Annotated in this window: 27 protein-coding genes; 1 reads left to right on the forward strand and 26 read right to left on the reverse strand. The window is 75.3% G+C overall.

Translation table 11 applies throughout. From position 1 onward, the window contains the following. Window positions 1–43: 43 nt before the first annotated feature. The 8 genes from ABT006_RS22720 to hisD form a co-directional block, all read right to left on the reverse strand. A complete protein-coding gene (locus tag ABT006_RS22720; RefSeq protein WP_350709327.1) occupies window positions 44–433 on the reverse strand; it encodes a RidA family protein in 390 nt (129 codons plus the stop codon). Then, window positions 430–1,155 (reverse strand): bifunctional 1-(5-phosphoribosyl)-5-((5-phosphoribosylamino)methylideneamino)imidazole-4-carboxamide isomerase/phosphoribosylanthranilate isomerase PriA, encoded by a 726-nt coding sequence (gene priA, locus ABT006_RS22725; protein ID WP_350709329.1) that lies wholly within the window; start codon window positions 1,153–1,155, stop codon window positions 430–432. The genes ABT006_RS22720 and priA overlap by 4 nt, the downstream gene beginning before the upstream one ends. Window positions 1,156–1,171: 16 nt before the next feature. Next, window positions 1,172–1,495: a hypothetical protein gene (locus ABT006_RS22730; RefSeq protein WP_350709331.1), complete on the reverse strand. Its 324-nt coding sequence runs from the start codon at window positions 1,493–1,495 to the stop codon at window positions 1,172–1,174. Between the two features lie 36 nt (window positions 1,496–1,531). After that, window positions 1,532–2,164 (reverse strand): imidazole glycerol phosphate synthase subunit HisH, encoded by a 633-nt coding sequence (gene hisH, locus ABT006_RS22735; RefSeq protein ID WP_350709333.1) that lies wholly within the window; start codon window positions 2,162–2,164, stop codon window positions 1,532–1,534. A 67-nt stretch (window positions 2,165–2,231) separates the two neighbouring features. Continuing rightward, window positions 2,232–2,405, reverse strand: coding sequence for a CG2302 family histidine operon protein (locus ABT006_RS22740; protein ID WP_350709335.1), 174 nt, complete (start codon window positions 2,403–2,405; stop codon window positions 2,232–2,234). A 58-nt stretch (window positions 2,406–2,463) separates the two neighbouring features. Continuing rightward, window positions 2,464–3,075, reverse strand: a complete 612-nt coding sequence (hisB, locus tag ABT006_RS22745) for an imidazoleglycerol-phosphate dehydratase HisB (RefSeq protein ID WP_088999256.1) — start codon at window positions 3,073–3,075, stop codon at window positions 2,464–2,466. Window positions 3,076–3,130: 55 nt separating this feature from the next. Then, a complete protein-coding gene (locus ABT006_RS22750) occupies window positions 3,131–4,201 on the reverse strand; it encodes a histidinol-phosphate transaminase (RefSeq protein WP_350709337.1) in 1,071 nt (356 codons plus the stop codon). After that, window positions 4,198–5,520: a histidinol dehydrogenase gene (gene hisD / locus ABT006_RS22755; protein WP_350709338.1), complete on the reverse strand. Its 1,323-nt coding sequence runs from the start codon at window positions 5,518–5,520 to the stop codon at window positions 4,198–4,200. The genes ABT006_RS22750 and hisD overlap by 4 nt, the downstream gene beginning before the upstream one ends. A 106-nt stretch (window positions 5,521–5,626) precedes the next feature. Here hisD and ABT006_RS22760 point away from each other — a divergent pair, with 106 nt between their 5' ends. Then, complete coding sequence (locus tag ABT006_RS22760) at window positions 5,627–6,331, forward strand: LON peptidase substrate-binding domain-containing protein (protein WP_350709340.1); 705 nt, start codon at window positions 5,627–5,629, stop codon at window positions 6,329–6,331. Here ABT006_RS22760 and ABT006_RS22765 read toward each other — a convergent pair. The 18 genes from ABT006_RS22765 to ABT006_RS22850 all read right to left on the reverse strand — a co-directional run bounded on the left by ABT006_RS22765 (window position 6,246) and on the right by ABT006_RS22850 (window position 23,879). Next, the gene (locus ABT006_RS22765; protein WP_350709342.1) at window positions 6,246–7,163 is read right to left on the reverse strand and encodes a DUF2567 domain-containing protein; all 918 of its coding nucleotides are present in this window, start codon (window positions 7,161–7,163) and stop codon (window positions 6,246–6,248) included. The genes ABT006_RS22760 and ABT006_RS22765 overlap by 86 nt on opposite strands. A gap of 56 nt (window positions 7,164–7,219) precedes the next feature. After that, complete coding sequence (locus tag ABT006_RS22770; RefSeq protein WP_350709344.1) at window positions 7,220–8,824, reverse strand: AAA family ATPase; 1,605 nt, start codon at window positions 8,822–8,824, stop codon at window positions 7,220–7,222. Window positions 8,825–8,901: 77 nt separating this feature from the next. After that, a complete protein-coding gene (locus tag ABT006_RS22775; protein ID WP_350709346.1) occupies window positions 8,902–9,915 on the reverse strand; it encodes a hypothetical protein in 1,014 nt (337 codons plus the stop codon). A 44-nt stretch (window positions 9,916–9,959) separates the two neighbouring features. Next, window positions 9,960–10,904, reverse strand: coding sequence for an RluA family pseudouridine synthase (locus tag ABT006_RS22780; RefSeq protein WP_350686255.1), 945 nt, complete (start codon window positions 10,902–10,904; stop codon window positions 9,960–9,962). Then, window positions 10,901–11,512: a signal peptidase II gene (gene lspA, locus ABT006_RS22785; protein WP_350709348.1), complete on the reverse strand. Its 612-nt coding sequence runs from the start codon at window positions 11,510–11,512 to the stop codon at window positions 10,901–10,903. The genes ABT006_RS22780 and lspA overlap by 4 nt, the downstream gene beginning before the upstream one ends. 66 nt (window positions 11,513–11,578) lie before the next feature. Continuing rightward, on the reverse strand, window positions 11,579–11,998 hold the full coding sequence (locus ABT006_RS22790; protein WP_088992775.1) for a TraR/DksA family transcriptional regulator: 420 nt from the start codon (window positions 11,996–11,998) through the stop codon (window positions 11,579–11,581). 221 nt (window positions 11,999–12,219) lie between these two features. Next, window positions 12,220–13,719 carry a potassium/proton antiporter gene (locus tag ABT006_RS22795; protein ID WP_350709350.1) on the reverse strand — a complete coding sequence of 500 codons (1,500 nt, stop codon included), beginning with the start codon at window positions 13,717–13,719 and terminating at the stop codon, window positions 12,220–12,222. 22 nt (window positions 13,720–13,741) lie between these two features. Continuing rightward, window positions 13,742–14,041 (reverse strand): DUF167 domain-containing protein, encoded by a 300-nt coding sequence (locus ABT006_RS22800; protein WP_350709352.1) that lies wholly within the window; start codon window positions 14,039–14,041, stop codon window positions 13,742–13,744. 14 nt (window positions 14,042–14,055) lie between these two features. Next, window positions 14,056–14,673 (reverse strand): hypothetical protein, encoded by a 618-nt coding sequence (locus tag ABT006_RS22805; RefSeq protein ID WP_350709354.1) that lies wholly within the window; start codon window positions 14,671–14,673, stop codon window positions 14,056–14,058. A gap of 75 nt (window positions 14,674–14,748) precedes the next feature. Beyond that, window positions 14,749–15,549 carry a DivIVA domain-containing protein gene (locus ABT006_RS22810; RefSeq protein ID WP_350709356.1) on the reverse strand — a complete coding sequence of 267 codons (801 nt, stop codon included), beginning with the start codon at window positions 15,547–15,549 and terminating at the stop codon, window positions 14,749–14,751. A gap of 44 nt (window positions 15,550–15,593) precedes the next feature. Continuing rightward, complete coding sequence (locus ABT006_RS22815) at window positions 15,594–15,899, reverse strand: YggT family protein (protein ID WP_350709358.1); 306 nt, start codon at window positions 15,897–15,899, stop codon at window positions 15,594–15,596. A gap of 30 nt (window positions 15,900–15,929) precedes the next feature. Further along, window positions 15,930–16,625 carry a cell division protein SepF gene (locus tag ABT006_RS22820; RefSeq protein ID WP_350709359.1) on the reverse strand — a complete coding sequence of 232 codons (696 nt, stop codon included), beginning with the start codon at window positions 16,623–16,625 and terminating at the stop codon, window positions 15,930–15,932. A gap of 196 nt (window positions 16,626–16,821) precedes the next feature. Further along, window positions 16,822–17,568 carry a YggS family pyridoxal phosphate-dependent enzyme gene (locus ABT006_RS22825; protein ID WP_350709361.1) on the reverse strand — a complete coding sequence of 249 codons (747 nt, stop codon included), beginning with the start codon at window positions 17,566–17,568 and terminating at the stop codon, window positions 16,822–16,824. A 9-nt stretch (window positions 17,569–17,577) separates the two neighbouring features. Next, window positions 17,578–18,693 (reverse strand): cell division protein FtsZ, encoded by a 1,116-nt coding sequence (gene ftsZ, locus ABT006_RS22830; protein WP_350686241.1) that lies wholly within the window; start codon window positions 18,691–18,693, stop codon window positions 17,578–17,580. Window positions 18,694–18,945: 252 nt separating this feature from the next. Next, on the reverse strand, window positions 18,946–19,761 hold the full coding sequence (locus ABT006_RS22835) for a cell division protein FtsQ/DivIB (protein ID WP_350709363.1): 816 nt from the start codon (window positions 19,759–19,761) through the stop codon (window positions 18,946–18,948). Further along, window positions 19,758–21,302 (reverse strand): UDP-N-acetylmuramate--L-alanine ligase, encoded by a 1,545-nt coding sequence (murC, locus tag ABT006_RS22840; protein ID WP_350709364.1) that lies wholly within the window; start codon window positions 21,300–21,302, stop codon window positions 19,758–19,760. The genes ABT006_RS22835 and murC overlap by 4 nt, the downstream gene beginning before the upstream one ends. Window positions 21,303–21,357: 55 nt before the next feature. Further along, on the reverse strand, window positions 21,358–22,467 hold the full coding sequence (gene murG / locus ABT006_RS22845; protein WP_350709365.1) for an undecaprenyldiphospho-muramoylpentapeptide beta-N-acetylglucosaminyltransferase: 1,110 nt from the start codon (window positions 22,465–22,467) through the stop codon (window positions 21,358–21,360). Beyond that, entirely contained in the window at window positions 22,467–23,879 is a 1,413-nt protein-coding gene (locus ABT006_RS22850) for an FtsW/RodA/SpoVE family cell cycle protein (RefSeq protein ID WP_350709390.1), read from the reverse strand. Before ABT006_RS22850 ends, murG begins: the two co-directional genes overlap by 1 nt. Between the last annotated feature and the right edge of the window lie 382 nt (window positions 23,880–24,261).

A 24,261-nucleotide genomic window follows, 5' to 3' on the forward strand; every position in this document is an offset into this window, starting at 1 on the left:
CGGGTCGCGCACGGCCGTCCGGAGCGGAATGCCCCGGCTGCGCTCAGCGGTCGCCGAGGTACGCCTCCACCTCCACCTCCACGAGGTGGTCCGGATCCAGCAGGCCGGCGACCACCACCATCGTGGCGGCCGGGCGGACCGCTCCGAAGACCGCGTTGTGCGCCCGACCCACCTCGTCGGCGTACGCGCGGTCGGTGACGTACATCCGGGTGCGGACCACGTCGCCGGGCGCCGCGCCGACCTCGGCGAGCGCGTCCAGGGCGATCCGCAGGGCCTGCGCGGTCTGCGCCGCGGCGTCCCCGACGTGGGTGACCACGCCGTCCACGGTGGAGGTGCACCCGGCGGTCCAGGCCAGGTCGCCGGCCCGGACCACCCGGGAGTAGCCGTACACGGACTCCCAGGGGCCGCCGGAGCCGAGCCGGGTGGCGGTCACGCCGCGGCCAGGGTGTCCAGCGCCTGCGCGACGGTGAACGCGCCCGCGTAGAGCGCCTTGCCGGCGATCACGCCCTCCACGCCGATCGGCTCCAGGGTGGCCAGCGCCCGCAGGTCGTCCAGGGTGGAGACGCCACCGGAGGCGATCACCGGGGCGTCCGTGCGCGCGCAGACCTCGCGCAGCAGGTCCAGGTTCGGCCCGCGCATGGTGCCGTCCTTGGTGATGTCGGTGACCACGTACCGCGCCGCGCCGGCCTTGTCCAGCCGCTCCAGCACCTCGTAGAGGTCGCCGCCGTCGCGGGTCCAGCCCCGGGCGGAGAGGGTACGGCCCCGCACGTCGAGCCCGATCGCCACCCGGTCGCCGTACTCGCCGCAGATCCGGTCGCACCAGACCGGGTCCTCCAGGGCCGCGGTGCCGATGTTCACCCGGGCCGCGCCGGTACCGAGCGCGGCCTGCAACGACTCGTCGTCGCGGATGCCGCCGGAAAGCTCCACCTTCACGTCGAGCTGGCGCACCACCTCGGCCAGCAGGTGCGCGTTGGAGCCCCGTCCGAACGCCGCGTCGAGGTCGACCAGGTGGATCCACTCGGCACCGTCCCGCTGCCAGGCCAGCGCGGCCTCCAGTGGGTCGCCGTACGTCGTCTCGCTGCCGGCGGCGCCCTGCACGAGCCGGACGGCCTGGCCGTCGGCGACGTCCACGGCGGGCAACAGGGTGAGGCTCACGATTCTTCTCCTCGGGTCAGGTGCGACGGTCCAGGGCGATCACCACGATCGCCGGCAGTACGAGCAGCAACAGCACGACCAGCGCGATCCGCAGCGCCAGGTCGTCCACGAGCGACCAGATCAGGACCATCGCCGCCAGGGTCAGCAGCATGATCGCGGCCCGCTCGCCGCGGCTGTGCCGGGGCAGCCGGCCGGTACGCCGCCGCCGCAGCGTGGGCGTGATCCGGCGGACCAGCGCCCGCCGGCGCGCCCGCCGGGCCGCCCGCCGCTCCCGGACTACCCGGTCCCGGGCCGCCTCGGCCTCCCGGGCCGCCCGGCGACGGGCCCGCTCCTTGCTCACGACGTGCCCCGCCGACGGGCGGGGGCGGACGGGCGCTCAGTCACCGGTGGAGAGCGTAGCGAGCCAGTTGCCCAGCAGCGCGGCACCGGTGTCGGCGGACTTCTCCGGGTGGAACTGCGCCGCGCACAGCGCGCCCCGCTCCACGGCCGCCACGAAGTCGGTCCCGTGGTGGGCGGTGGTGACCGTGGCGCCGGCGGCGGCCAGCGCCCCCGGGTCGCCGACGGCGTACGAGTGCACGAAGTAGAACCGGCTGTCGGCGGGCAGCCCGGCGAAGAGCACCGACCCGGCCGGCGCCGACACCGTGTTCCAGCCCATGTGCGGCAGGCGGTCGGCGGCCAGCCTCGTCACCCCGCCGGGGAGCAGCCCGAGGCCCTTGGTCACCACGCCGTGCTCGTCACCGTGCTCGAAGAGCACCTGCATGCCGACGCAGATGCCCAGCACCGGACGCCCCGCGGCGACGCGCTCCGCGATCACCGGCCCGGCGCCGAGCGCCTCGATGCCGGCCATGCAGGCGGCGAACGCGCCCACGCCCGGCACCACCAGCCCGTCCGCCTCGGCGGCGGCGGTCAGGTCGTCGGTCACCGTCACGTCCGCGCCGGCGCGGGCCAGGGCCCGCTCCGCCGAGCGCAGGTTGCCCGACCCGTAGTCGAGCACCACCACGTTGCTCATGCCGCCACCTCGCCGCCCCGGGCGACGGCTCGGGGCCGCGCCGCGGCCGGCCCGACGAGCCGCCGGCTCACGAGCCGTCCCCGGGCAGCAGCCAGAGCACGCCGCCGGCCGTGGCCAGCACGGCGAGCAGCGCGGTCACGACCACCGCGCCGCGCGGCGCGCCCTGCTTGTGCAGCGACCAGGTGCCGCCCACCAGCACACCGGCCAGGATCAGCAGCAACGTCGGCAGGACCCCGCCCATCAACTCCGCCCTCCGTCCGCGGCTGCGGGGCTCCGCCGTGCCGCCTTCCTCGCGCCCATCAGAGAGCACCCTTCGTGCTGGGGATCGCGCCCGCGGCGCGCGGGTCGATCGCGGTGGCCTCGCGCAGCGCGCGCGAGACGGCCTTGAACTGCGCCTCCACCACGTGGTGGGCGTCCGGATGCCCGCCGGGGCGGGCCGCTCGCAGCACGTCCACGTGCAGGGTGATCCGGGCCGCCTGGCCGAAGGACTCCCAGATGTGCCGGGTCATGCTGGTCGGGTAGACCGGCCCGATGTACGGCGCGAGCGCCGGCTCGTCGTGCACCACGTACGGGCGGCCGGAGAGGTCGACCGCGGCCCGGACGAGGACCTCGTCCATCGGGACGGTGGCGGAGCCGTACCGCCGGATGCCGGCCTTGTCGCCCAGCGCCTGGTCGAACGCGGCGCCCAGGGCGAGCGCGGTGTCCTCCATCGTGTGGTGGGCGTCGATCTCCAGGTCGCCGACGGTGCGCACCGTCAGGTCGAAGCCGCCGTGCCGGGCGATCTGGTGCAGCATGTGGTCGTAGAAGCCCACCCCGGTGCCGATCTCGGCGCGGCCGGTGCCGTCGAGGTCGATCTCGACGAGGACCTTGGTCTCCTTGGTGATCCGCTCCACCCGGGCGGTCCGGCTCATTGTCTGCCTCTCGGTCGCGACTGCGGGGCTCGCAAGCTCACTCCTCGCGCTCCCACTAGATCTTCTCCATGGCGGCGAGGAAGGCGTCGGTCTCGGCGGGGGTGCCGGCGGTGACCCGCAGCCAGCCGGGCAGGCCGACGTCGCGGACCAGCACGCCGGCGTCGAGCAGGGTGCGCCAGGCGGCGGCCTGGTCGCCCCCGACCTCGAACAGCACGAAGTTGGCGTCGCTGTCCGCGACCCGCAGCCCCCGGCCCCGCAGCTCCGCCACGATCCGGTCGCGCTGCCGCATGATCGCGGCCACCGTGCCGAGCAGGGCGTCGCGGTGCGCCAGCGCCGCCCGGGCCGCGGCCTGGGTCAGCGCCGAGAGGTGGTACGGCAGCCGGACCAGCTGCACCGCCGCCACCACCGCCGGGTCGGCGGCCAGGTAGCCCAGCCGGCCGCCGGCGAACCCGAACGCCTTGCTCATCGTCCGGGTCACCACCAGCCGCGGGTACCCGGGCAGCACCGCCAGCGCGCTGACCGTGCCGGGGCGGGCGAACTCGGCGTACGCCTCGTCGACGACCACCAGGCCGGGCGCGACGTCCAGCACGGCGGCGACCACGGCCGGGTCGAGCGCCGTGCCGGTCGGGTTGTTCGGCGAGCAGAGGAAGACCACGTCCGGGGCGTGCGCGCGGACCTGGGCGACCGCCTCGTCGGCGGTCAGCCCGAAGTCGACGCCGCGCCGGGCCGGCACCCACCGCGTGCCGGTGCCGAGCGCCAGCAGCGGGTGCATCGAGTACGCCGGGGTGAAGCCGAGCGCGGTACGCCCCGGCCCGCCGAACGCCTGGAGCAGCTGCTGCTGGATCTCGTTGGAGCCGTTGGCCGCCCACACCTGCTCGACGGTGAGCCCGTGGCCCAGGTAGCCGGCGAGGTCGGCGCGCAGCGCCACGGCGTCGCGGTCCGGGTAGCGGTTGAGGTCGCGCAGCTCCGCCGCGAGGGCCTTGCCGATGGCGTCCACCACCGGCTCGGGCACCGGGTAGGAGTTCTCGTTGGTGTTCAGCCGCACCGCGACGTCGAGCTGCGGCGCCCCGTACGGCGTGAGCCCGCGCAGGTCGTCCCGGATCGGCAGGTCGTCGAGCCCGCTCACGACGCCGTCCCCGGGAAGCGCACGCTGACCGCCTGCCCGTGCGCGGGCAGGTCCTCCACTCCTGCGAGGGTGACCACGTGCGGGGCCACCTCGCGCAGCGCCTCCTGCGAATACTCCACCAGGTGGATGCCGCGCAGGAAGGACTGCACGGAGAGCCCGGAGGAGTGCCGGGCGCAGCCCCCGGTGGGCAGCACGTGGTTGGAGCCGGCGCAGTAGTCGCCGAGCGACACCGGCGACCAGGCGCCGACGAAGATCGCCCCGGCGTTGCGCACGCGCAGCGCCCACTCGCGGGCGTCCCGGGTCTGGATCTCCAGGTGCTCGGCCGCGTAGGCGTCGACCACCCGCAGCCCGGCGTCGAGGTCGTCGACCAGGACCACGCCGCTCTGCTCGCCGGTCAGCGCGGTGGTGACCCGCTCGGCGTGCTTGGTGGCCGGCACCTGCCGGGCCAACTCCCGCTCGACCGCGTCGACCAGCGCGACCGACGGGGTGACCAGCACGCTGGCGGCGAGGGGGTCGTGCTCGGCCTGGCTGATCAGGTCGGCCGCGACGTGCGCCGGGTCGGCGGTGTCGTCGGCCAGGATGGCGATCTCGGTCGGGCCGGCCTCGGCGTCGATGCCGACGACGCCGCGCAGCAGCCGCTTGGCGGCGGTCACCCAGATGTTGCCCGGGCCGGTGATCATGTCGACGGGGTCGCAGTGCGCGTCGCCACCGGCGTCGACGGCCGCCCCGTACGCGAGCATCGCGACGGCCTGGGCGCCGCCGACGGCGTAGACCTCGTCGACGCCGAGCAGGGCGCACGCGGCGAGCACCCGGGGATCGGGCAGGCCGCCGTTGTCCTTCTGCGGCGGGCTGACCACGACCAGGGAGCGGACCCCGGCCGCCTGGGCCGGCACCACGTTCATCACCACGGTCGACGGGTACATCGCCAGGCCGCCGGGGACGTAGAGGCCGACCCGGTCGACCGGCACCCAGCGCTCGGTCACCGTGCCGCCCGGCACCACCTGGGTGGTGTGGTCGGTGCGTCGCTGGTCGGCGTGCACCTTGCGGGCCCGCGTGATCGACTCCAGGAGCGCGGCGCGCACCGCGGGGTCGAGGGTCCCCTCCGCCTCGGCGATCGCCTCGCCGGGCACCCGCAGCACCTCGGGCGAGACCCCGTCGAACCGCTCGCTGGCCTCCCGGATCGCCGGGTAACCATGCTCCCGGACCGCCTCCACGAGCGGGCGGATCCTCTCGACGGCCACGGAGACGTCGAGCTGGGCACGGGGCAGCAGGCGGCGCGGGTCGCGGACGCCGCCGCGCAGGTCGATCCGGTTCAACACCCTTGCGAGTCTAGGCGGCCGGCCCGGACGCCGACCGCTGCCGCCCGTACGCCGGGACGGTGAGCCGGGACACGCCGCCGCGCCGGGATCGGGCTACCCTCGACGCGTGACTGCGCGGCTGCCGGTATTTCCGCTCGGGACGGTCCTCTTCCCCGGTCTGGTGCTGCCACTGCACATATTCGAGGAGCGTTACCGAGCCCTGGTCCGGCACCTGGTCGGGCTCCCCGAAGGCGCCCCACGCGAGTTCGGCGTGGTGGCCATCCAGGCCGGCTGGGAGGTCGCCCCCACCGCCCCCGACGGCCGGCCGGTGCCCGGCGGTGGCGACGTCACCCTGCACGAGGTGGGCTGCACGGCCGAGCTGCGGCAGGTCACCGAGCGCCCCGACGGGGGCTTCGACATCGTCACGGTGGGCCGGCGCAGGTTCCGCGTCACCGACGTCGACCGCGAGACCGCGCCCTACCTCACCGCGGAGGTGGAGTGGCTGCCGGAGCCGGACGGGCCGGACGAGGTCGCCGACCTGCTCGCCGCCCGGGTGATCTCGGTCTTCCGGCAGTACCTGGGACTGATCCGGGCCGACCCGGAGGAGCTGTCCGAGCAGTTGCCGGAGGACCCGACGGTGCTCTCCCACCTGGTCGCCGCGACGGCGGCGCTGACGGTGGCCGACCGCCAGCGGCTGCTCGCCATCGACGACACCGCCGCCCGGCTCCGCGCCGAACTGCGGCTGCTCAACCGTGAGGCGGCGCTGCTGCGCCAGGTGCGGGCGGTTCCGGTGCCGCTGGCGGAGCTGGCCTCCCCGCCGACTCCCAACTGACTCCGGGCGCGCCGGGCTCGGGCTCCGGGCGCAGCGACGGCCAGCGGGACCAGCCCGCCAGCAGGGTGTACGCCACGGCCGCGCCGAAGGCGGGCAGCAGCAGGTTGCCGTGCGGCACCGGCAGCACGCCGAAGATCAGGTCGATCCCGCCGGCCCGCAGGTCCGCCGGCTTGCTGAAGGCCTGGCCGTCCGGGGCGGTCGCCAGCAGCCGCTGGTAGCCGGCCAGCCCGATCCGCCGGCCCACCTGCCAGGCGACCAGCGCCGCGCCGAACGCGCCGAGCACGGTGGCGAGCAGGCCGACGGGCCCCCGCACGCGGCGCAGCACGAACCACAGCGCGAGCGCGGCGAGCACCCCGAAGCCCAGCCCGAGCAGGCTGAACCAGCCGTCGGCGGCGACCGGCTGCTCCGGCTGCGGCTCGGCGTAGATCGCGCCGTCGGGGACCTTGAGCACCGGGGTGTCCGGGGCGAGCGCGGCCCAGAGCAGCCCGAGCGGCACCCCCAGGACGGTCAGCGCGAGCCCCGCGCCCGCCGCGAGCCGCACCGCCCGGCGACGCGGCAGCTCGGGCTCGGCGGGCGGGACCGGTTGGCCCACTCCGTAGACGGCACCCGGGCCGTAGGGGAACGCGCCGGGGCCGTCGTACGGGCTCGCGGCGCCCGCCGTCGGCGGGGCGTACGGGCCGGCCTCCCGCGCGACCTGCTGGTCGACCTCCCGGGCGGCGTACGGGCCGGCGGGGGCGTCCTCGGCCGGGGCGGCGGGCTCCGCCGGGGCCGGGGCGGCCGGCTCGTCGGGTCGGCGGCCGGGCCGGTCGGGTTCGGGGGTGTCCGCGCTCACCCCGTGATCCTCTCAGGCCGGGCTGCGGCGCGGGTGGCCGGTGGCGGCACACCCGCTCACCGGGCGAACGGTTCCAGCATCACCGCGGCGGCCTTCAGCCACGCCTGCCGGGTCTCCTGCTGGAGCTGCTGGTACTCGATCGAGGAGCCGGTCTCCAGCGCCGGGTCGTACGGCACCACGGCGACGGCGCGGGTGCGGGTGGCGAAGTGGCGCTCCAGGTCGTCCTGCAACGGGGAGCGGCCCGGCGTGGGACAGGAGATCAGGGTGACCGCGTTGTCGGCCAGCTCCCCCATGCCCACCTCGTGCAGCAGGTCCAGCATCCAGTCGGCGCTGAACGCGGCGTCCTCGCGCGGCACCGTGGTCACCACGAGCTGGTCGGCCGCCTGCATGACGGTACGCCAGTTGGCGCTCTCCACGTTGTTGCCGGTGTCCACGCAGATCACGTCGTGGGTGCGCCGCAGCAGCTCCAGCACCCGCCGGACGGTGAACTGGTCGAGCCGCTGGGCGAACCGGGGGCTCTCCTCGCCGGCCAGCACGTCGTACGAGCCGTCGGAGGCGTGCCGCAGGTAGTCGTCGAGGTGCTCCAGCAGCTCCGCGCCCTCCTTGATCTCGATGTGCGCGAGGTCGCCGACCAGGTGCCGGATGGTGCGGGCGTGCCGGGCGCTGCCGGCGCGCAGCCCGAGGGTGCCGCGCAGCTCGTTGTCGTCCCAGGCCAGCACGCCCCGCCCGCGCACGCTGCCGACGGTCGCCGCGGCCAGCACGGTGGCGGTGGTCTTGTGCACGCCGCCCTTGGGGTTGGCGAACGCGAGCACCCGCGGGGTGCCCAGGTCGCGGCGGAGCACCCCGGCGGCGCGCTCCGACTCGCTCTCCGCCCCGCGCGGGCGCCACTCGACGCGGGCCGGGTAGCCCCGCTCGGCGACCGGGGGCGGGGCGGGCGCCGCCGGGGGCGGCTGCTGGTAGGCGGGCTCGGGGCGGTAGCCGCCGTCGAGCAGGGGGGCGTACCGGGACTCGGCCGGGGGCGGTTGGTGCCGGTAGCCGTTGTCCAGCAGCGCGTAGCGCGACTCGACCGGCTCGTGCCCGCGCCGCTGCGTCGGCACGACGTGGGCCGGCTCGGGCCGGTGGGCCGGCGGCTCGCGGTGCTCCGGCTCGGCCGGGTAGCCCGGGTCCACCCGGTAGGCCGGCTCGGCCGGGTCCACCCGGTAGGCCGGCTCGACCCGGTAGGTGGCCTCGGCCCGGTACCCCGCGTCGGCCGAGCGGCCGTACCCGGCGTCCGCCGAGCGGCCGTACCCCCCGTCGGCGGGGCGGCCGTACCCCGCGTCGGCGGGTTGGCCGTATCCGGCGTCGGCCGGGCGGCCGTACCCCGCGTCGGCCGGGCGGCCGTATTCCGTGCCGTACCCCGGCGGGCCGGGCTCCGCGCCGTGCGGCGGCTCGGGGGCCCGCCCGATGGCCGGCACCCGCGCGGCGTAGCCGTTCCCCGACGACCGGCGCGGCAGCGGCTCGGGCGGGGCCGGCGGCACCTCGCGCCGGTCGGTCTCGGTCTGCTCGGCCGGTCGACCGCCGTGCCGGGCCCGGTCGAGCAGCGCCCGCCACCGCGGTGCTGGTTCGGCCGGCTGTGCCCAGCCGGTCTCGCTGCCCTCCACGGCTCGCCCTCCCAGCACCATCGACGTCCGCCTGACAGGCTACGAACGAAACCCTATTCGGACCACACCCGTCCGCGCACCTTCGGCCCTGCCCGCCGTCACCCGGCCGGCGCCCCGATCCCGCCGGCGGCGGCGTCTGCCGAGGTGGGCGGGGTCGGCGGCGGGATTCCGCCGGATGCCGGGCCGGTCCGGACCGGTGACGAATCCGTCACCTCGGGTGCGGGTTCCGACGTTTCGCCCACCGGCGGGGTCGAGGGCGTGCCCCGGTCGCCTCCCCCCGTGGCCGCTCCCGCGACGAGGCCGGCGTCGGCCGGCGGGTGCGCGACCTCCCGCTGCTCGGGCAGCGGCGGCGTGAAGACGGTCCGGTCGAGCCGGGTGACCTCGGGCGCCGGGTCGACCGCCCGCACCCCGGGCCGGGCGGCCAGGCGGCGCAGGGCCACCGGCTCGGCGCGGACCACCGCGGCGTAGAGGCAGGCGCAGCCGGAGCGGTACGCGGCCGCCTCCGCCGCCGACACCTCGGCGCCGCTGTCGTACACCTGCCGCAGCTCGCGCTCGGCCTGCCCGCCGCCGGTCAGCGCGGCGGACCGGGCGCGGTAGTCGGCGGCCTCCCGCTCCTTGCGGGCGGCGACCTCGGCCATCCCGGCGACCACGTCGTCGGGCACCCGCTGCGCGGGGATCCGGACGATCTCGGTCTGCCGGTCGGTGAGCGGCACCCGCCCGAGGACGGTGGCGACCGGCACGTCGCCGAGGATCGCCGCCGCCCCCTGCGGGGCCAGGTAGGACGAGAGGGAGACCAGGGCGTACGTCCCGTCGCCGGCCGCCGGGGCGGCGGGCGGCTGCGCGGCCAGGTCGGCGGCGGCGGCGCGGACGTAGCCGGGGATCGAGTCGCCGTGGGCCACCCCGACCCGGGTCACCTCGCCGACGGTGCGGTCACCGGTCGGGCGGTCGTCGCCGGCCCACACGGCGGTGAGCAGCACGGCGGCGCAGGAGAGCAGCGCGACCGTGGTGAGCACCCGCGGCCGGGCCGGACCGGCGCCGGGCCGGGTCACGGCGCCGGCCAGCCGGGACAGCGGTGGCTGGTCCCATCGCCGCAGCGGGTCGCCGGCGCGCACGGTGCGGGTCCCCCTCGTCGGATCGTCTGGCGGTGGGGCGACGCTCAGTCGCGGAGGATCTCGAGCGCCCGGCCCAGGTCGTCAGGGTAGTCGCTGACGAAGCGCACCTCGTCCCCCGTACGGGGGTGCAGGAAGCTCAACGAGCGGGCGTGCAGCCACTGTCGGGTCAGGCCCAACCGGGCGGAGAGGGTGGGGTCCGCCCCGTAGGTGAGGTCGCCCACGCACGGGTGCCGCAGGGTGGAGAAGTGCACCCGGATCTGGTGGGTGCGGCCGGTCTCCAGCCGGACGTCGACCAGGCTCGCCGCCGGGAACGCCTCCACCGTGTCGTAGTGGGTGATGCTCGGCTTGCCGCCGGAGACCACCGCCCAGCGGTAGTCGTGGGTGGGGTGCCGGTCGATCGGGGCGTCGATGGTGCCCCGCAGCGGGTCGAGGTGCCCCTGCACCACGGCGTGGTAGCGCTTCTCGACCTCGCGGTACTTGAACGCCCGCTTCAGCGCCGTGTACGCCTGCTCGCTCTTGGCCACCACCATGATCCCGGTGGTGCCCACGTCGAGCCGGTGCACCACGCCCTGCCGCTCGGCGGCGCCGCTGGTGGAGATGCGGTGCCCGATCGCGGCCAGCGCGCCGATCACCGTGGGGCCGGTCCAGCCGGGGCTCGGGTGCGCGGCGACGCCGACCGGCTTGTCCACCACCACGATGTCGTCGTCGGCGTGCACGACCCGCAGCCCGGGGACCGCCTGCGGCACCACGGTGGGCGGGGCGGCCGGGGCGGGCAGGGTCACCTCCAGCCAGGAGCCGGCCCTGACCTTGTACGAGTTGGCCCGGACCACCCCGTCGACCAGCGCGTCGCCGGCGTCGACCAGGGCCGCGGCGGCGGTGCGGGAGAGCCCGAAGAGCCGCGACACCGCCTGGTCGAGCCGGGTGCCGTCGAGGCCGTCGGGCAGGGGCAGGGAACGGTGGTCGCCGCCGGCGGCGAAGGCGGAGGTCATGCCCGCTCCCGCTGCCCCGCGTCGGCCGGCGCCGTCGCCTCGGTGGCCCCGTCCTTGCCGATCCGGCTGCCGTCGCGCTGGCGGCCGGTCAACTCCAGCACGACGGCGAGCACCACGCCGCAGACCAGGGCGCTGTCGGCCAGGTTGAACACCGGCCAGACCTGGCCGTACGGGTCGAAGAGGCTGACCATGTCGACCACGTGCCCGACGAACCAGCCCGGGGCGCGGAAGATCCGGTCGGTGAGGTTGCCCAGCGCCCCGCCGAGCACCAGGCCGAGCGAGATCGCCCAGGGCAGCGAACGCAGCCGCAGGGCCATCCAGAGGATCCAGCCGACCACGCCGAGGGTGATCAGCGGGAAGACCCAGGTGTGGTCCGAGCCGATGCTCCAGGCCGCGCCGCTGTTGCGGGTCAGGGTGAGGTAGACCGCGCCGCCGAGCAGCTTGACCGGCTCGCGGTCGGACAGGGTGAGCAGGGCGAGGTGCTTGGTGACCAGGTCGGCCACGAGGGCGGTCAGCGCGACGCCGAGCAGGATGGTGACGGCCCGGCGGCGGGGCGTGCCGCCTCCCGGCTCAGCGCTGCCGGACCCGGCGGGCGGTGCTTCGGACATCTGCTCCCCATCGACGCTCGCGGCGGCGCTCGCGCGCCGCCTCCCATGGCCGCCGGGGAGCGGGCCTCAGCGCCGCTCCTCCAGCTGCTTGCACGTCACGCAGAGGGTGGCCGACGGGAACGCGGCGAGCCGCTCCACCGGGATCGGGTTGCCGCACCGCTCGCACCAGCCGTAGCCACCCTCGTCGAGCCGCTCCAACGCCCGCTCGACCTGCGTGATCCGTTCCAGGATGCTGTTGGCGAGTGAGATCTCCTGCTCGCGTTCGAACGTCTTCGTCCCGGTGTCGGCCTGGTCGTCCCCGGCCGAGTCGGTCAGCCGGTCGCGCTGCAGCTCGGTGATCTCGCTCAGCGTCTGATCGTACTCGGCACGCAACTCGTCACGCCGCGCCGCCAGGGCCGCCCGGATCTTCTCGGTCTCCGCCGCGCTGCGGGTGGCCTTCGCCACCGGCTTGCGGCCGGCGGTCCTGGTCTCGGCTGGCTTCGCCATCGTCGCTCCCTCGGCCGCGGAACCGCGGCGGACCGCGGCGCCTGGACAGGGGCCGCCGACATCGGCGCCCCCAGTACAAAAGGGGCGCGCGGCGACGTGGCCGCGCACTCCGGAGATTCGCAAGAATACGGAACGTACAGGCGTCCGACAACGTGCCGCTCCGACGCACCGCCGCTCGGCCCCGAGTCGCACCTTATCGGGGCAAAAGGAACGCTAGCAGATCAACCGTCCCGATCCTCGCCGTACTCGCCAAACCAGCGGGCCAGCCGGCCCCGCCGGCTGACCGCCCGCAGCCGGCGCTCCGCCTCGTCGCGCACTCCGGCGGTCGCCACGATCAGCAGGCTGTCGCCGGTCTTCAGCCGGAAGTCCGGGCCGGGCACGACGCCCGCCCCGTCCCGCAGCACCAGCGTCACCGAGGCGCCCAGCGGCAGCCGCAGCTCGTCGACGTGCACCCCGGCCAGCCGGGAACCGGGCGGCACCTCCACCTGGAGCAGGTCGGCGCGCATCCGTTCCAGCGGGGCCGTCTCCACCCGGATCTCCGCCGCCTCGGCCGGGGCGGTCACCCGCAGCCGCCGGGCCACCGGGGCGAGGGTCCCGGTCTGCAGCAGCGTGAAGATCACCACCAGCACGAAGACCGAGTCGAAGAGCCGGTCGGCGCCGGGCACCCGCTCCGACAGCGGAATGGTGGCGAGCACGATCGGCACCGCGCCGCGCAGCCCCGCCCAGGACAGGAACGCCTGCTCGCGCAGGCCGAACCGGAACGGCAGCGCGGACGCCGCCACCGACAGCGGCCGGGCGAGCAGCACCAGCGCCAGCCCGGCGACCACCGCCGGCAGCACCGCCGAGCCCAGCCGGCTCGGCGTGACGAGCAGCCCGAGCAGCACGAACAGCCCGATCTGCGCCAGCCAGGCCAGCCCGTCGGCGAAACCGAGGATGGCCTGCCGGTGCGGCAGCCGGGCGTTGCCGAGGATCACCCCCGCCACGTAGACGGCGAGAAAGCCCGAGGCGTGCAGCACCGCGCCGGCGGCGTAGGCGAACACGGTCAGCCCGACCGCCGCGATCGGGTAGAGCCCCGCCGACGGCAGGGCGGCGTGCCGCAGCGCCCACCGCCCGCCGACGCCGGCCGCGAAACCGACGGCCGCGCCGACGCCCAGCTCGTAGCTCACCAGGGCGGTCTCGTACCACCACGGATGGGTGATCCCCTCCCGGGACAGCAGCACCACCAGCAGCACGACCGGGGCGTCGTTCATCCCCGACTCGGCCTCGAGGGTCGCCACCAGGCGGGGCGGCAGGCGCAGCCGGCGCAGCGTGGCGAAGACCGCGGCCGCGTCGGTGGAGGAGAGCACCGCCCCGTAGAGCAGCGCCAACCGCCAGTCCAGCCCGAGCAGCAGGTGCACGGCGAGGCCGACGACCAGGATGCTGACCACCACGCCGACGGTGGAGAGCAGGGCGGCGAGCCCGAGCACCGGGCGCAGCGTGCTCCACCGCGCGGTCAGCCCGCCCTCGGCGATGATCACGATGAGCGCGCAGAAGCCGAGGGTCCGGGTCAGCTCGGCGTCGTCGAAGCGGATGCCCAGCCCGGCCTCGCCGATGGCGACGCCGAGGGCCAGGTAGACCAGGAGGCTCGGCACCCCGAGCCGGGTGGACAGCCGCACCGCCCCGACCGCCACCAGCAGCACCGCCGCGCCGAGCAGCAGCGCGAGATCCAGCCCCGGCGTCACGGGTGCCCGACCCGGGCGTACGTCACCCGGCGGCCCCGTCGCGCAGCCGGCGCAGCGCCTCGGTCAGCTCCGGTGCGGGACCCTCGACCAGGAAGAGCTTGTCGCGGCTGGCCGCGCCCGCCCGCAGGGACACCGCAGCCGGTCGGACGCCCAGCGCCCCGGCCAGCGCTCGCCGGGCCGCCTCGGTGGCCCGGCCGTCCACAGCCGGCGCGTTGACGGCGACCACCAGCGCGGGCCCGTGCGGGCCGTCGAATCGGCCGCCGACGCGGGCGCGGGCGGAGCCGGGCTTCACCCGGACCGCCACGGTCAGCGTGTCGTCCATCGGATCCGGGCCGCTCAGAGCCGGCCGGCGTCGGCGAGCAGGGCGGTGTCCGGCGCGCAGTCGGCGCACGGGGTGAAGCCGAGTTCGACGGCCTCGCCGACCGGCAGCGACTCGTGCTCACGGCCCACGAGGTGGGCGCACCCGGTGAGGTGGTAGCGCGGACGCCCGTCGACCACCCGCACCTCGGCGTCGAGGCGGGCCACCCGGGCGGCGTCGGCCGGCGTGACGTCCTGCGCCGCCGGCTCGTCGTCGTACGTCCCGACCGCGCCGGGCGCGGCGCCCCGGGAGCCGACGTCGGCCACCGGTGGCTCGGGCGGTTGCCGCCACCCGGTGCCGCCGGCGTCGACCGTCGGAGGGACGTGCTGGACGGGGATCTCCGGCTCCACGGGCGGCCCGTACGCGAAGGCCGGATCGGCCGGCCGGGTCGCCGTGCGCGACGGCCGCTCGGTGCGCGACGGCCGCTCCGCCGCCAGCCGGTCGCCGGCCGCCTGGCGGGCGCCCACGACCAGCGCGACGGCGGCCAGCAGGCTGGCCGCGATGGAGACGACGAGAAGGACGCTGGAGCCACCGGCCAGGCCGGCCACCAGCAGCACCACCGCGACGAGGATGAGCAGGAGACTCGCGACTATCACGGCTCACCCCCGCCGTGTCGTGCCGATGAGGCGAGGTCGGCGACCGTCGCGGTGGCGACGGCCGCCGACCGGTGGTCAGCGACCGGATTCGAGGGCGCCGGAACGACCGCCGCCGTAGGAGCCGGCGAGACCGGCTGCGGCGAGCCCGTTGCCGCCGGCGGCCCGGGTGCCCTCACCACGGGTCATCTCGGCCTCCAGGCCCTGGCCACGGCCGTCGAGGTCGCGCAGCTGGCTCTCCAGGTAGGCCTTCAGGCGGGTGCGGTACTCGCGCTCGAACTGCTTGAGCTCCTCGATGTGCTTCTGCAGCGCGGTGCGCTTGGCGTCCAGGCCGCCCATGGCCTCCTGGTACCGCTGGCGGGCGTCGCGCTCGAGGGCGTCGGCCTTGGAACGGGCCTCGCGGGTGACCTCCTCCGCCTTGGAACGGGCCTCGGAGAGCAGCTGGTCGGCCTCGCGACGGGCGTCCGAGACGTGGTCGTCGGCCGTCCGCTGGGCCATCATCAGCACCCGCAGCGCCTGCTGCTCGCCGTCACCGGTCACCGCCGGCCCGCCGGCCGTACGGACCTGCTCCAGCTCCGCCTGCATCGCCCGGGCGGCCTGCTCGGCCGCCGCCTTGTCGCGCTGCACCCGGTCGAGCTGGGCCTTGACGTCGTTGAGCTCCGCCGCGAGACGGGCGTCGCCGCCGGGGCCGGCGGGGGCACCGCCACGGCCACCGCGCTCCACCTGGGCACGCAGCTCGTTGTTCTCCTCGATGAGACGGGCAAGCTCGCGCTCGACCTCGTCCAGGAAAGCGTCGACCTCCTCCTCGTCATACCCCCGCTTGCCGATCGGCGGCTTTTTGAAGGCGACGTTGTGGACGTCGGCCGGGGTCAGCGGCATCGAAACTCCTCGGGTCAGTTGCGGCCGCGAAAGCGCGTCGGTCATCAGACAAGGCTTATGATCGACCGCCTCAACACGAACTCCATCAGCACGAACAGGATAACCAGGAGCACAAGTGAGGCCAGGTCGATGCTCACGGTACCAATTCGCAACGGAGGGATCACACGCCTCAACGCGTTGAGGGGGGGATCAGTGACGCTCCACACGATTTCCAGACCCACCGATGCCCCGCGGCCCGGCTGCCAGCGCCGACCGTACTGGAGGACGGCGCTCAGGACGAACCGGGCGAGCAGGGTGATGAGGAAGATGTAGAGCACCAGATACAGCACTTGCAGCACGATCGACAACACGACAGGCGACGTCCCTCGGGTCGGGCGGGGCTAGCTCAGACTGAAGAAGCCGCCCTCGGCGATCTTGGCCTTGTCCTCCGCGGTGACCTGGACGTTGGCCGGTGAGAGCAGGAACACCCGATTGGTCACGCGCTCGATCGTACCGCGCAGGCCGAACGCGAGCCCGGCGGCGAAGTCGACAAGTCGACGCGCGTCCGCCTCGTCCATCTCGGTGAGGTTGATGATCACCGGGACGCCGTCGCGGAAGTGCTCGCCGATGGTCCGCGCCTCGCGGTAGGTGGTGGGGTGCAGCGTGGTGATCTGGTAGCGCTGCTCCTCCTCGGCGACGACCGCCCGCTCACGCGGCTGCGCCTGCGGCGCCAGGGCCAGGTTGTCGCGGGTGTGGTAGGTCAGCGCCCCGGAGGTCTCGCCGGCGGTCGACCGGGTGATGGAGCGGACGCTGGACCGCTCGGCCCGCTCCGGGCGGTCGCCGTCGGCCCGCTCGGCCTCGGCCGCCCGGGAGGCGACCCGCTCGGAGAGCCGGCCACGGTCGCCGAGGCGGGACCGGGGCGCCGGCGGCTCCTCGGCGTCGTCCTCCTCGTCGTCGGCGAACTCCTCCGAGTACCGGCTCTGCCGGTAGCGCGAATCACGGTAGCCACCCTTGTCGTAGCCACCGTCGTCGTAGGCCCGCTCGTCGTCCTCTTCGACCAGACCGAGCCAGACCCCCGCCTTGCGCAGTGCACCCATCCCGCGCCCTTCCCGTCCGCCGTGCGGCACGCGCCCCCGTGCCGTGTCGCCTTGTCGCGAGTGGAACACTTTCTGCCCACCGGACCGGACCGGCAATCCCCTGGCGCGCGATTCGCGTCGCACGCCACGACCCCCGACAACGGGACGCCGCCCCTTCAAAACAACACGCATGTAATTTGCTTCTCTCGCGGTCAGGCTACCGCAGCGTGGGACGCATTCCGAGCAACGCGCTGCCCACGCGGACATGTGTCGCGCCGTACCGGATCGCGATCTCCAGGTCCCCGCTCATGCCGGCGGAGAGGGCGGTGGCTCCCGGATGGAGCGTCCGGAACCCGGCGGCCACCTCGGCCAGCCGGGCGAACGCCCGCTCCGGCTCCCAGCCCAGCGGCGCCACCGCCATCAGGCCGGTCAGCCGCAGGCCGTCCGCGCCGGCCACCGCCTCGGCCACCGGGCCGAGCCCGGCGTCCGGGTCGGCCGAGTCGGGCAGCGCCCCGCCCCGGCCGGTGGCCCCGTCGATGCTGACCTGGACCAGCACGTCCAGCGGCCGGTCCCGGCCCGCCGCCGAGGCCGCGTCCAGCGCCCGCGCCAGCCGGACACTGTCGACGGAGTGGACCACGTCGGCGTAGCGGACCACCGACCGGGCCTTGTTGCGCTGCAACTGGCCGATGAAGTGCCACCGGGGCGTCACCCCGGCCGCGGCCACCTCGGCCGCCTTGGCGGACGCCTCCTGGTCCCGGTTCTCCCCCACGTCGGTGACGCCGAGCCCGGCCAGGGCCACCACGTCCCCGGCCGGGTAGGTCTTGGTCACCGCGATCATGGTGATCTCGGAAGTGTCCCGTCCCGCGTCGGCGCACGCCTGCGCGATCCGGGATCGTACGTCGGCCAGGCCGGCCGCGAGTTCGGCGCGCCGGTCCGGGCGCACCGTGGCTGGGCTGTCGGTCATCGGCGGGGCTCAGGAACCGTTCTTGAGGAAGTCGGGCACGTCCACGTCGTCGAAGAGCACCCGGCGCGGCGACTGGGTCGGCGCCGGCATCGTCGGCGGGGGCGTGACCGGCGTGCTGGGCTGGGTGGGCTGGTTCTGGTTGGGCTTGCGGCCCGACTCGGCGGCCTTGTACGCCGGCGCGCCGCCGTCGAAGCCCGCCGCGATGACGGTGACCCGCACCTCGTCGCCGAGGGCGTCGTCGATGACCGCGCCGAAGATGATGTTGGCGTCCGGGTGGGCCGCGTCGGTGACGAGCTGGGCCGCGTCGTTGATCTCGAACAGGCCCAGGTCCGACCCGCCGGCGATGGAGAGCAGCACACCGCGGGCGCCGTCCATGCTCTGCTCCAGCAGCGGGCTGGAGATGGCCGCCTCGGCCGCCTCGACGGCGCGGTTCTCGCCGCGGGCGCTGCCGATGCCCATCAGCGCGCTGCCCGCGCCGCTCATCACGCTCTTGACGTCGGCGAAGTCCAGGTTGATCAGGCCCGGCGTGGTGATCAGGTCGGTGATGCCCTGGACACCGGAGAGAAGGACCTGGTCGGCGGTGCGGAACGCGTCCATCATGCTGATGTTGCGGTCGCCGAGCGCCAGCAGCCGGTCGTTGGGGATGACGATCAGCGTGTCGCACTGGTTGCGCAGCTCGTCTATCCCGGACTCGGCCTGCACCTGGCGGCGCTTGCCCTCGAAGGAGAACGGCCGGGTCACCACGCCGATGGTCAGGGCGCCGAGCTTGCGCGCGATGTTCGCCACCACGGGCGCCCCGCCGGTGCCGGTGCCGCCGCCCTCGCCGCAGGTCACGAAGACCATGTCGGCGCCCTTGAGCACCTCCTCGATCTCGTCGCGGTGGTCCTCGGCGGCGTTCTTGCCGACGTCGGGGTTGGCGCCCGCGCCGAGCCCACGGGTCAGCTCGCGGCCGACGTCGAGCTTGACGTCGGCGTCGCTCATCAGCAGCGCCTGCGCGTCGGTGTTGATCGCGATGAACTCGACGCCCTTGAGCCCAACCTCGATCATCCGGTTGACGGCGTTGACGCCGCCGCCACCGATGCCGACGACCTTGATGACCGCCAGGTAGTTGTGCGGAGGTGTCATCTCCGGTCCTTTCCCTTCGAGATTGGCATGGGCCGACCGGGTACGGCTTGGCCAGACCAGCGGTCGACGACAGCTGTCACCAGCGAGGATCAGGATTAAACCCTCACCCTCTACTAGAGGCTTACAGTTATGTCAACCACTGAACCCCTTCGGGGCAACGTAAGCGCACCCACGCCGTGAGCCAAGGACCCGCCCGGCGTGTCGCCGTGGGAGCGGGACGGGTCACGTCGCCCGGTGGGACCGAGCTGCCGGTCACCGCAGGGTCACCACGTCCGGGGCGCTCACGTCGATGGTGTCGGCCTCGCGGTCGAGCAGGGCGGTGGCGACCCGTGCCTTGTCCGCGCCCCGGGTCGCGTCCCCCCAGACCACCACCCGGTCGTCGCGCAGCCGGAGCTTGATCCGGGCCAGCCCCTCGACGGTCACGTCCACCAGCCCGGCCCGCAGCTCCGGGGTGAGCACGGCGAGCACCTCCAGGGCGGCCCGGGTCGCCCCGTCGTCCGGCCCCGGCTCGGCGAGCCGGACCACCGGCAGGCCGTCCGGCTGCCGGGGCAGGGTCCGGAACACCACGCCCGTCCCGTCGACCACCACGAACTGTTCGCCGCGCGGCACCGCCGCCACGCCCGTGCGCTCGGTCACCCGCACCACCAGCGCGTCCGGCCAGTCCCGGGTGACGACCGCCCGCTCCACCGCCGGCAGTCCCCCGACCCGCCGCGCGATGGCGGCCAGGTCCGCCCCGGCCAGCGGGGCCCCGTCGGGCACCGCCGCCGCGTCGCGCACCTGCACCGCGCTGACCAGTTCCGCGCCCTCGACCCGGACCTCGCGCACCCCGAACAGGCCGGTGCCGAGCAGCGCCCAGGCGACCAGCCCGGCCAGGCCGAGCACGCCGGCCGCGATCGCCCACGGCATCGCGGCCCGCATCCGGCGCTGCCGGGCGCGGGCCATGAACCGCCGGGTCGAGGCGGGGACCGCGTCGCTGCCGGCCCGGACCAGCTGCCATCGGCGCACCGGTCCGCGCCGGCCACCGCCGTCCGCGCCGGTGGTGCGCCCGCGCGCCGGACCGGGGCTCATCCGGCCGCGGGCGCCGCGCCGTCCGGGACCGCGCCGCCGACGCCGGGAACGGTGCCGCCGATGGTCGTCGCCCCGCCGGCCTCGCCGCCGGGCGTCGTGCCCGCCGGCGCCGCCGGATCGGCGGTACGCGTCGACAGCGCGTCCAGCAGCTGGTCCCCCATCAGCGAGATCGGCGGGGCGCCCATGGTCACCACGACGTCACCGGGGCGGGCCCGCCGGGCCACCTCGGCCGGCGCCGCCTCCCACGAGTCCACGAAGACCTTCCGCTCCGCCGGCAGCGGCACGGCCTCGACCAGCGCCGCCGAGCCCTCCCCCGGCTGGCGCAGCTCGCCCGGGCCGAAGACCTCCAGCAGCACCATCTCGTCGGCGATGGCCAGCGCCTCGGCGATCTCCGTCTGGAGGTCGCGGGTGCGGTAGAGCCGGTAGGGCTGGAACACCACGATCAGCCGGCCGTCCCCGGCCACCTCACGCAACGTCTGCAGCGCCAGCGTCATCGAGGTCGGGTGGTAGGCGTACTCGTCGTAGACCAGCACGTCGTCCGCGACGCCCTTGCGCTCGAAGCGCCGCCGCACGCCGGGGAACGCCGCGAGCGCGGCCTCGGCCGCCTCCAGCGGCAGCCCCAGCAGGTACGCGGCCAGCACCGCCGAGGCGCTGTTGAGCCCCATGTGCCGCCCCGGCACCGGCAGCCGGAACTCGCCCAGCGACCGGCCGTCGATCTCCGCCAGGTAGCGGACCCCCCGGGCCGAGGAGGCGACGCCGGTCAGCCGCAGGTCGGCGTCGGCCGCCTCGCCGTACGTGTGCACCCGCCGGCCCTCCGCGCGCAGCGTCTCGGCCAGCCGCCGCCCGCCCGGGTCGTCGGCGCAGGTGATGATGAAGCCGTCCGGGTCGGTGAGCCGGGCGAACTCGGCGAAGGCCGCCTCCAGGTTGGCCAGGTCCCCGTAGGTGTTCAGGTGGTCGGCCTCGACGTTCGTGATGATCGACACGTACGGGCGGTAGATCAGGAAGGAGCGGTCGCTCTCGTCCGCCTCGACCACGAAGTACTCACCCGTGCCGTGGTGGGCGCCCGAGCCGACCTCGGAGATCTCCCCGCCGATCACGAAGGACGGGTCCTGCCCGGCCTGCTGGAGCACCATCGTGACCATCGAGGTGGTGGTGGTCTTGCCGTGCGTGCCGGCGACCGCCACCGTCCGGCGGCCGGTCATCGCCGCCGCGAGGGCCTCGGAGCGGTGCAGCACGCGCAGGCCGCGCCGGCGCGCCTCCACCATCTCGAGGTGGTCCTGCGGGATCGCCGAGGAGTAGACGACCGTGTCGACGCCGTCGAGGTTGGACGCCTCGTGGCTCATGTGGATGGTGCCGCCGAGCGCCCGCAGGCCGGCCAGGGACGGCCACTCCCGCAGCTCGCTGCCGGAGACGGGGATGCCCCGGGTGAGGAAGAGCCGGGCCAGGCCGCTCATGCCGACCCCGCCCACCCCGATCAGGTGGATCGTGCCCAGGTCCTCCGCGGTGAGCGTGCCTGCCGGGGTGAACTGTGCGGTGTTCATGACGGGAACCTTCCGGTCGCGGCGGCGCGGGCCTCGGGGCGGACGGGCCGCGCCCTCATCGGGCCGCCACCGCCTCGTAGACGAAGTTGAGCAGCGCCTCGTCGCCGTCGCGGCGCCCGTACGCGGCGGCGGCGGCACCCATGGCGGCGAGCCGGTGCGGGTCGCGGATCAGCGGGATGACGGTCCGCTCGACCCAGTCGGGGGTCAGCTCGGCGTCGTCGACGAGCAGCCCGCCGCCGGCCTCCACCACGGGCAGCGCGTTGCGCTTCTGCTCCTGGTTGCTGTGCGGGTAGGGCACGTAGATGGTGGGCAGCCCGATCGCGGCCACCTCGGCGCAGGTCATCGCCCCGCCCCGGCCCAGCATCAGGTCGGCGGCGGCGTAGCCGGCCTCCATCTCGGACAGGTACGGCAGCGTCACGTACGGGACCGGCAGGTCGGTGGGGACCGGCACCGGCTCGTTGCGGGCACCGATCACGTGCAGCACCTGCACCCCGTTGCGGGCGAGTTCCTTGGCCGCCCCGGCCACCGCGAGGTTGATCGAGCGGGCGCCCTGCGAGCCGCCGGCGACGAAGAGCACCGGCAGGTCGGGGCGGAGCCCGAAGTGGGCCCGCGCCGCGTTGCGCATGGCGACCCGGTCCAGGCCGGCGATGCCCCGGCGCAGCGGCACGCCGACGACCCGGGCGTCGCGCAGCGCCTCGGACTGGGCGGGCTGGTGCGGGAAGCCGACGGCGAGGTGCTTGGTGAACTTCATGCCGAGCCGGTTGGCCACGCCCGGCGGCACGTTCACCTCGTGGATGACGATCGGCAGCTCGCGCCGCCAGGCCGCGAGGTAGGCCGGCACGGAGACGTACCCGCCGAAGCCCACCACCACGTCGGCGCGCACCTCGTCGATCACCTTGCCCGCGGCGCGGGCCGCGGTCCACATCCGGCCCGGGGTCTTGACCAGGTTCATGTTGACCGACCGGGGAAGCTGGTAGGCCGGGATCTGCCGCAGGTCGTAGCCCTGCGGCGGGATCAGCTCGTTCTCCAGGCCCTTCGGGGTGCCCAGGCAGGTGATCCGGACGCCGGGGTCGTGTCGGCGCAGGCAGTCGGCGAAGGCGAGCAGCGGGTAGATGTGCCCCCCGGTGCCACCTCCCGCGAGCACCACCGAACGCAGCGGACCCATCAACGTCTCCTCTCGTCCGCCGACCCGCGCCGGGTCCGGGCGAGCCGGACGCCGCGCGGTGCGGCCTGGTCGTCGGGCCGCCGCTCCCGCGACCGGGGCACGGACCCTCGGGCAGCCGGGGGCGACGCCGGGCGGCGACGCCGCCCGGGAAGCGGCGGCAACGGGGCCCAGAGTAGTCGGACCCATCGGGCCGGCGGACGGGCATGCAGCGCTCTGGCGGCGTCGGGTTCGGCGCGGGCGAAGGAGGCGAGCATCCCGATCGCGGCGAGCGTCACGACCAGGGCGCTTCCGCCGTCGGAGATGAACGGCAGCGGCAGGCCGGTGATCGGCAGCAGCCCGACCACCCCGCCGATGTTGATCACTGCCTGGCTGACCAGCCAGGTGGTCGCCGCGGCGGCGGCGAGCCGGCGGAACGGGTCCTCGACGCGCCGGGCGATGCGCAGCCCGGTGTAGGCCAGCACGGCGAACAGGCTGAGCACCACGACGCAGCCGATCACGCCCAGCTCCTCGGCGATGATCGCGAAGATGAAGTCGTTGTGCGCCTCCGGCAGCCAGCCGAACTTGAGGCTGGACTTGCCGAGCCCCACGCCGAACCAGCCGCCGTGCTCGATGGCCAGCCGCCCCTGGTAGATCTGGTAGCAGCCCTCGAGCTTGCAGTCGTCCGGGGAGGGCGGGTTGAAGAACGACATCAGTCGCGCGAAGCGGTAGTTCTCCTCGCCCCGCTCGCCGGAGCCGGCACCCAGGGAGGCGACGGCGATCAGCAGGCCGACGCCGAGCAGCCCGAGCACGGACAGCGTGCCGAAGACGCGCATCCGCACCCCGGCCGCCCAGAGCAGCCCCACCACCACGGCGAGCAGGCAGAGCATCGTGCCGAGGTCGTTGTAGCCGACCAGGACGAAGAGCAGGCCGACGACCGGGAAGAGCGGGGTGGCCAACTCGCGCCACCAGCCCAGCGCGGCGCCCTTGCGGGCGATCACGTGGGCCCCCCAGAGCACCAGGGCGAACTTCGCCAGCTCCGAGGGCTGCACCTGGATGCCGCCGACGAAGAGCCACAGCAGCCGGGCCTCGATCGGGCCGATCCGGGCGGAGTCCTGGCCCGTCAGCCGCGCGTACGCGAGCAGCAGGTTGAGCACCAGCAGCAGGCCGACGGCGGTGAACAGCAGCGGCCGGCCGAGCACCCGGTAGGTCTTCGCCGGCAGCCGCTGGCATGCCCAGAAGGCCACGATGCCGATCACCGCGAAGATCGCCTGCTTGGTGAGCGCGGCGAAGGCGTTGCCGCCCTGGGCGTACTCGCGGACGCTGGTCGCGGAGAAGACCATCGTCAGGCCGATCAGCAGCAGCAGCCCGGCGCTGGACAGCAGCAGGTAGTAGGAGGCCAGCGGACGGTCCAGCAGGCCGCGCAGCGCGGCCAGCCCGCCCGCGGCGTCCACCCCGCGCAGCGCCCGGCCGCCGGCCTCGTCCGGCCCGCGCGTCGCGGCGGGCGCGTCGCGCGTACGGGTGGCTCCGGGTGACCGCCGGGGCGTCGCCTCTGTCGTGCCCTCGATGCCTCTGCCCTCCCCCACGCAGACCATCATCGCGGTTTCCCCGGGTCGCCACCGGCGCAACCGGCCGGTCGGCGTGTCGGGCTTGCGCACGGCGGCGTGCGCAACCCCCGCCGGACACGGCGCGGGGGCCGGGGGGCCCGCCCCCCCGCCCCCCCCCCCCGCCCCCCCCGGGGGGGGGGGGGAGGTTGGGGGGGACAACGCGGGGGGGAGGGCGGGCGCCCGTGCCCCCCCCCGAGCGGCGGGTGTACCA

The organism is Micromonospora sp. NPDC002717 (assembly GCF_040295705.1).
Lineage (GTDB): Bacteria > Actinomycetota > Actinomycetes > Mycobacteriales > Micromonosporaceae > Micromonospora.

What these genes read in the sequence shown, in the direction of transcription:
- hisH (WP_350709333.1), bottom strand. Translation starts at nt 2,164, where the DNA reads ATGAGCAACGTGGTGGTGCTCGACTACGGGTCGGGCAACCTGCGCTCG.
- ABT006_RS22740 (WP_350709335.1), bottom strand. Translation starts at nt 2,405, where the DNA reads ATGGGCGGGGTCCTGCCGACGTTGCTGCTGATCCTGGCCGGTGTGCTG.
- hisB (WP_088999256.1), bottom strand. Translation starts at nt 3,075, where the DNA reads ATGAGCCGGACCGCCCGGGTGGAGCGGATCACCAAGGAGACCAAGGTC.
- ABT006_RS22770 (WP_350709344.1), bottom strand. Translation starts at nt 8,824, where the DNA reads ATGGTGCTGGGAGGGCGAGCCGTGGAGGGCAGCGAGACCGGCTGGGCA.
- ABT006_RS22780 (WP_350686255.1), bottom strand. Translation starts at nt 10,904, where the DNA reads ATGACCTCCGCCTTCGCCGCCGGCGGCGACCACCGTTCCCTGCCCCTG.
- lspA (WP_350709348.1), bottom strand. Translation starts at nt 11,512, where the DNA reads ATGTCCGAAGCACCGCCCGCCGGGTCCGGCAGCGCTGAGCCGGGAGGC.
- ABT006_RS22790 (WP_088992775.1), bottom strand. Translation starts at nt 11,998, where the DNA reads ATGGCGAAGCCAGCCGAGACCAGGACCGCCGGCCGCAAGCCGGTGGCG.
- ABT006_RS22800 (WP_350709352.1), bottom strand. Translation starts at nt 14,041, where the DNA reads ATGGACGACACGCTGACCGTGGCGGTCCGGGTGAAGCCCGGCTCCGCC.
- ABT006_RS22810 (WP_350709356.1), bottom strand. Translation starts at nt 15,549, where the DNA reads ATGCCGCTGACCCCGGCCGACGTCCACAACGTCGCCTTCAAAAAGCCG.
- ABT006_RS22820 (WP_350709359.1), bottom strand. Translation starts at nt 16,625, where the DNA reads ATGGGTGCACTGCGCAAGGCGGGGGTCTGGCTCGGTCTGGTCGAAGAG.
- ABT006_RS22825 (WP_350709361.1), bottom strand. Translation starts at nt 17,568, where the DNA reads ATGACCGACAGCCCAGCCACGGTGCGCCCGGACCGGCGCGCCGAACTC.
- ftsZ (WP_350686241.1), bottom strand. Translation starts at nt 18,693, where the DNA reads ATGACACCTCCGCACAACTACCTGGCGGTCATCAAGGTCGTCGGCATC.
- ABT006_RS22835 (WP_350709363.1), bottom strand. Translation starts at nt 19,761, where the DNA reads ATGAGCCCCGGTCCGGCGCGCGGGCGCACCACCGGCGCGGACGGCGGT.
- murC (WP_350709364.1), bottom strand. Translation starts at nt 21,302, where the DNA reads ATGAACACCGCACAGTTCACCCCGGCAGGCACGCTCACCGCGGAGGAC.
- murG (WP_350709365.1), bottom strand. Translation starts at nt 22,467, where the DNA reads ATGGGTCCGCTGCGTTCGGTGGTGCTCGCGGGAGGTGGCACCGGGGGG.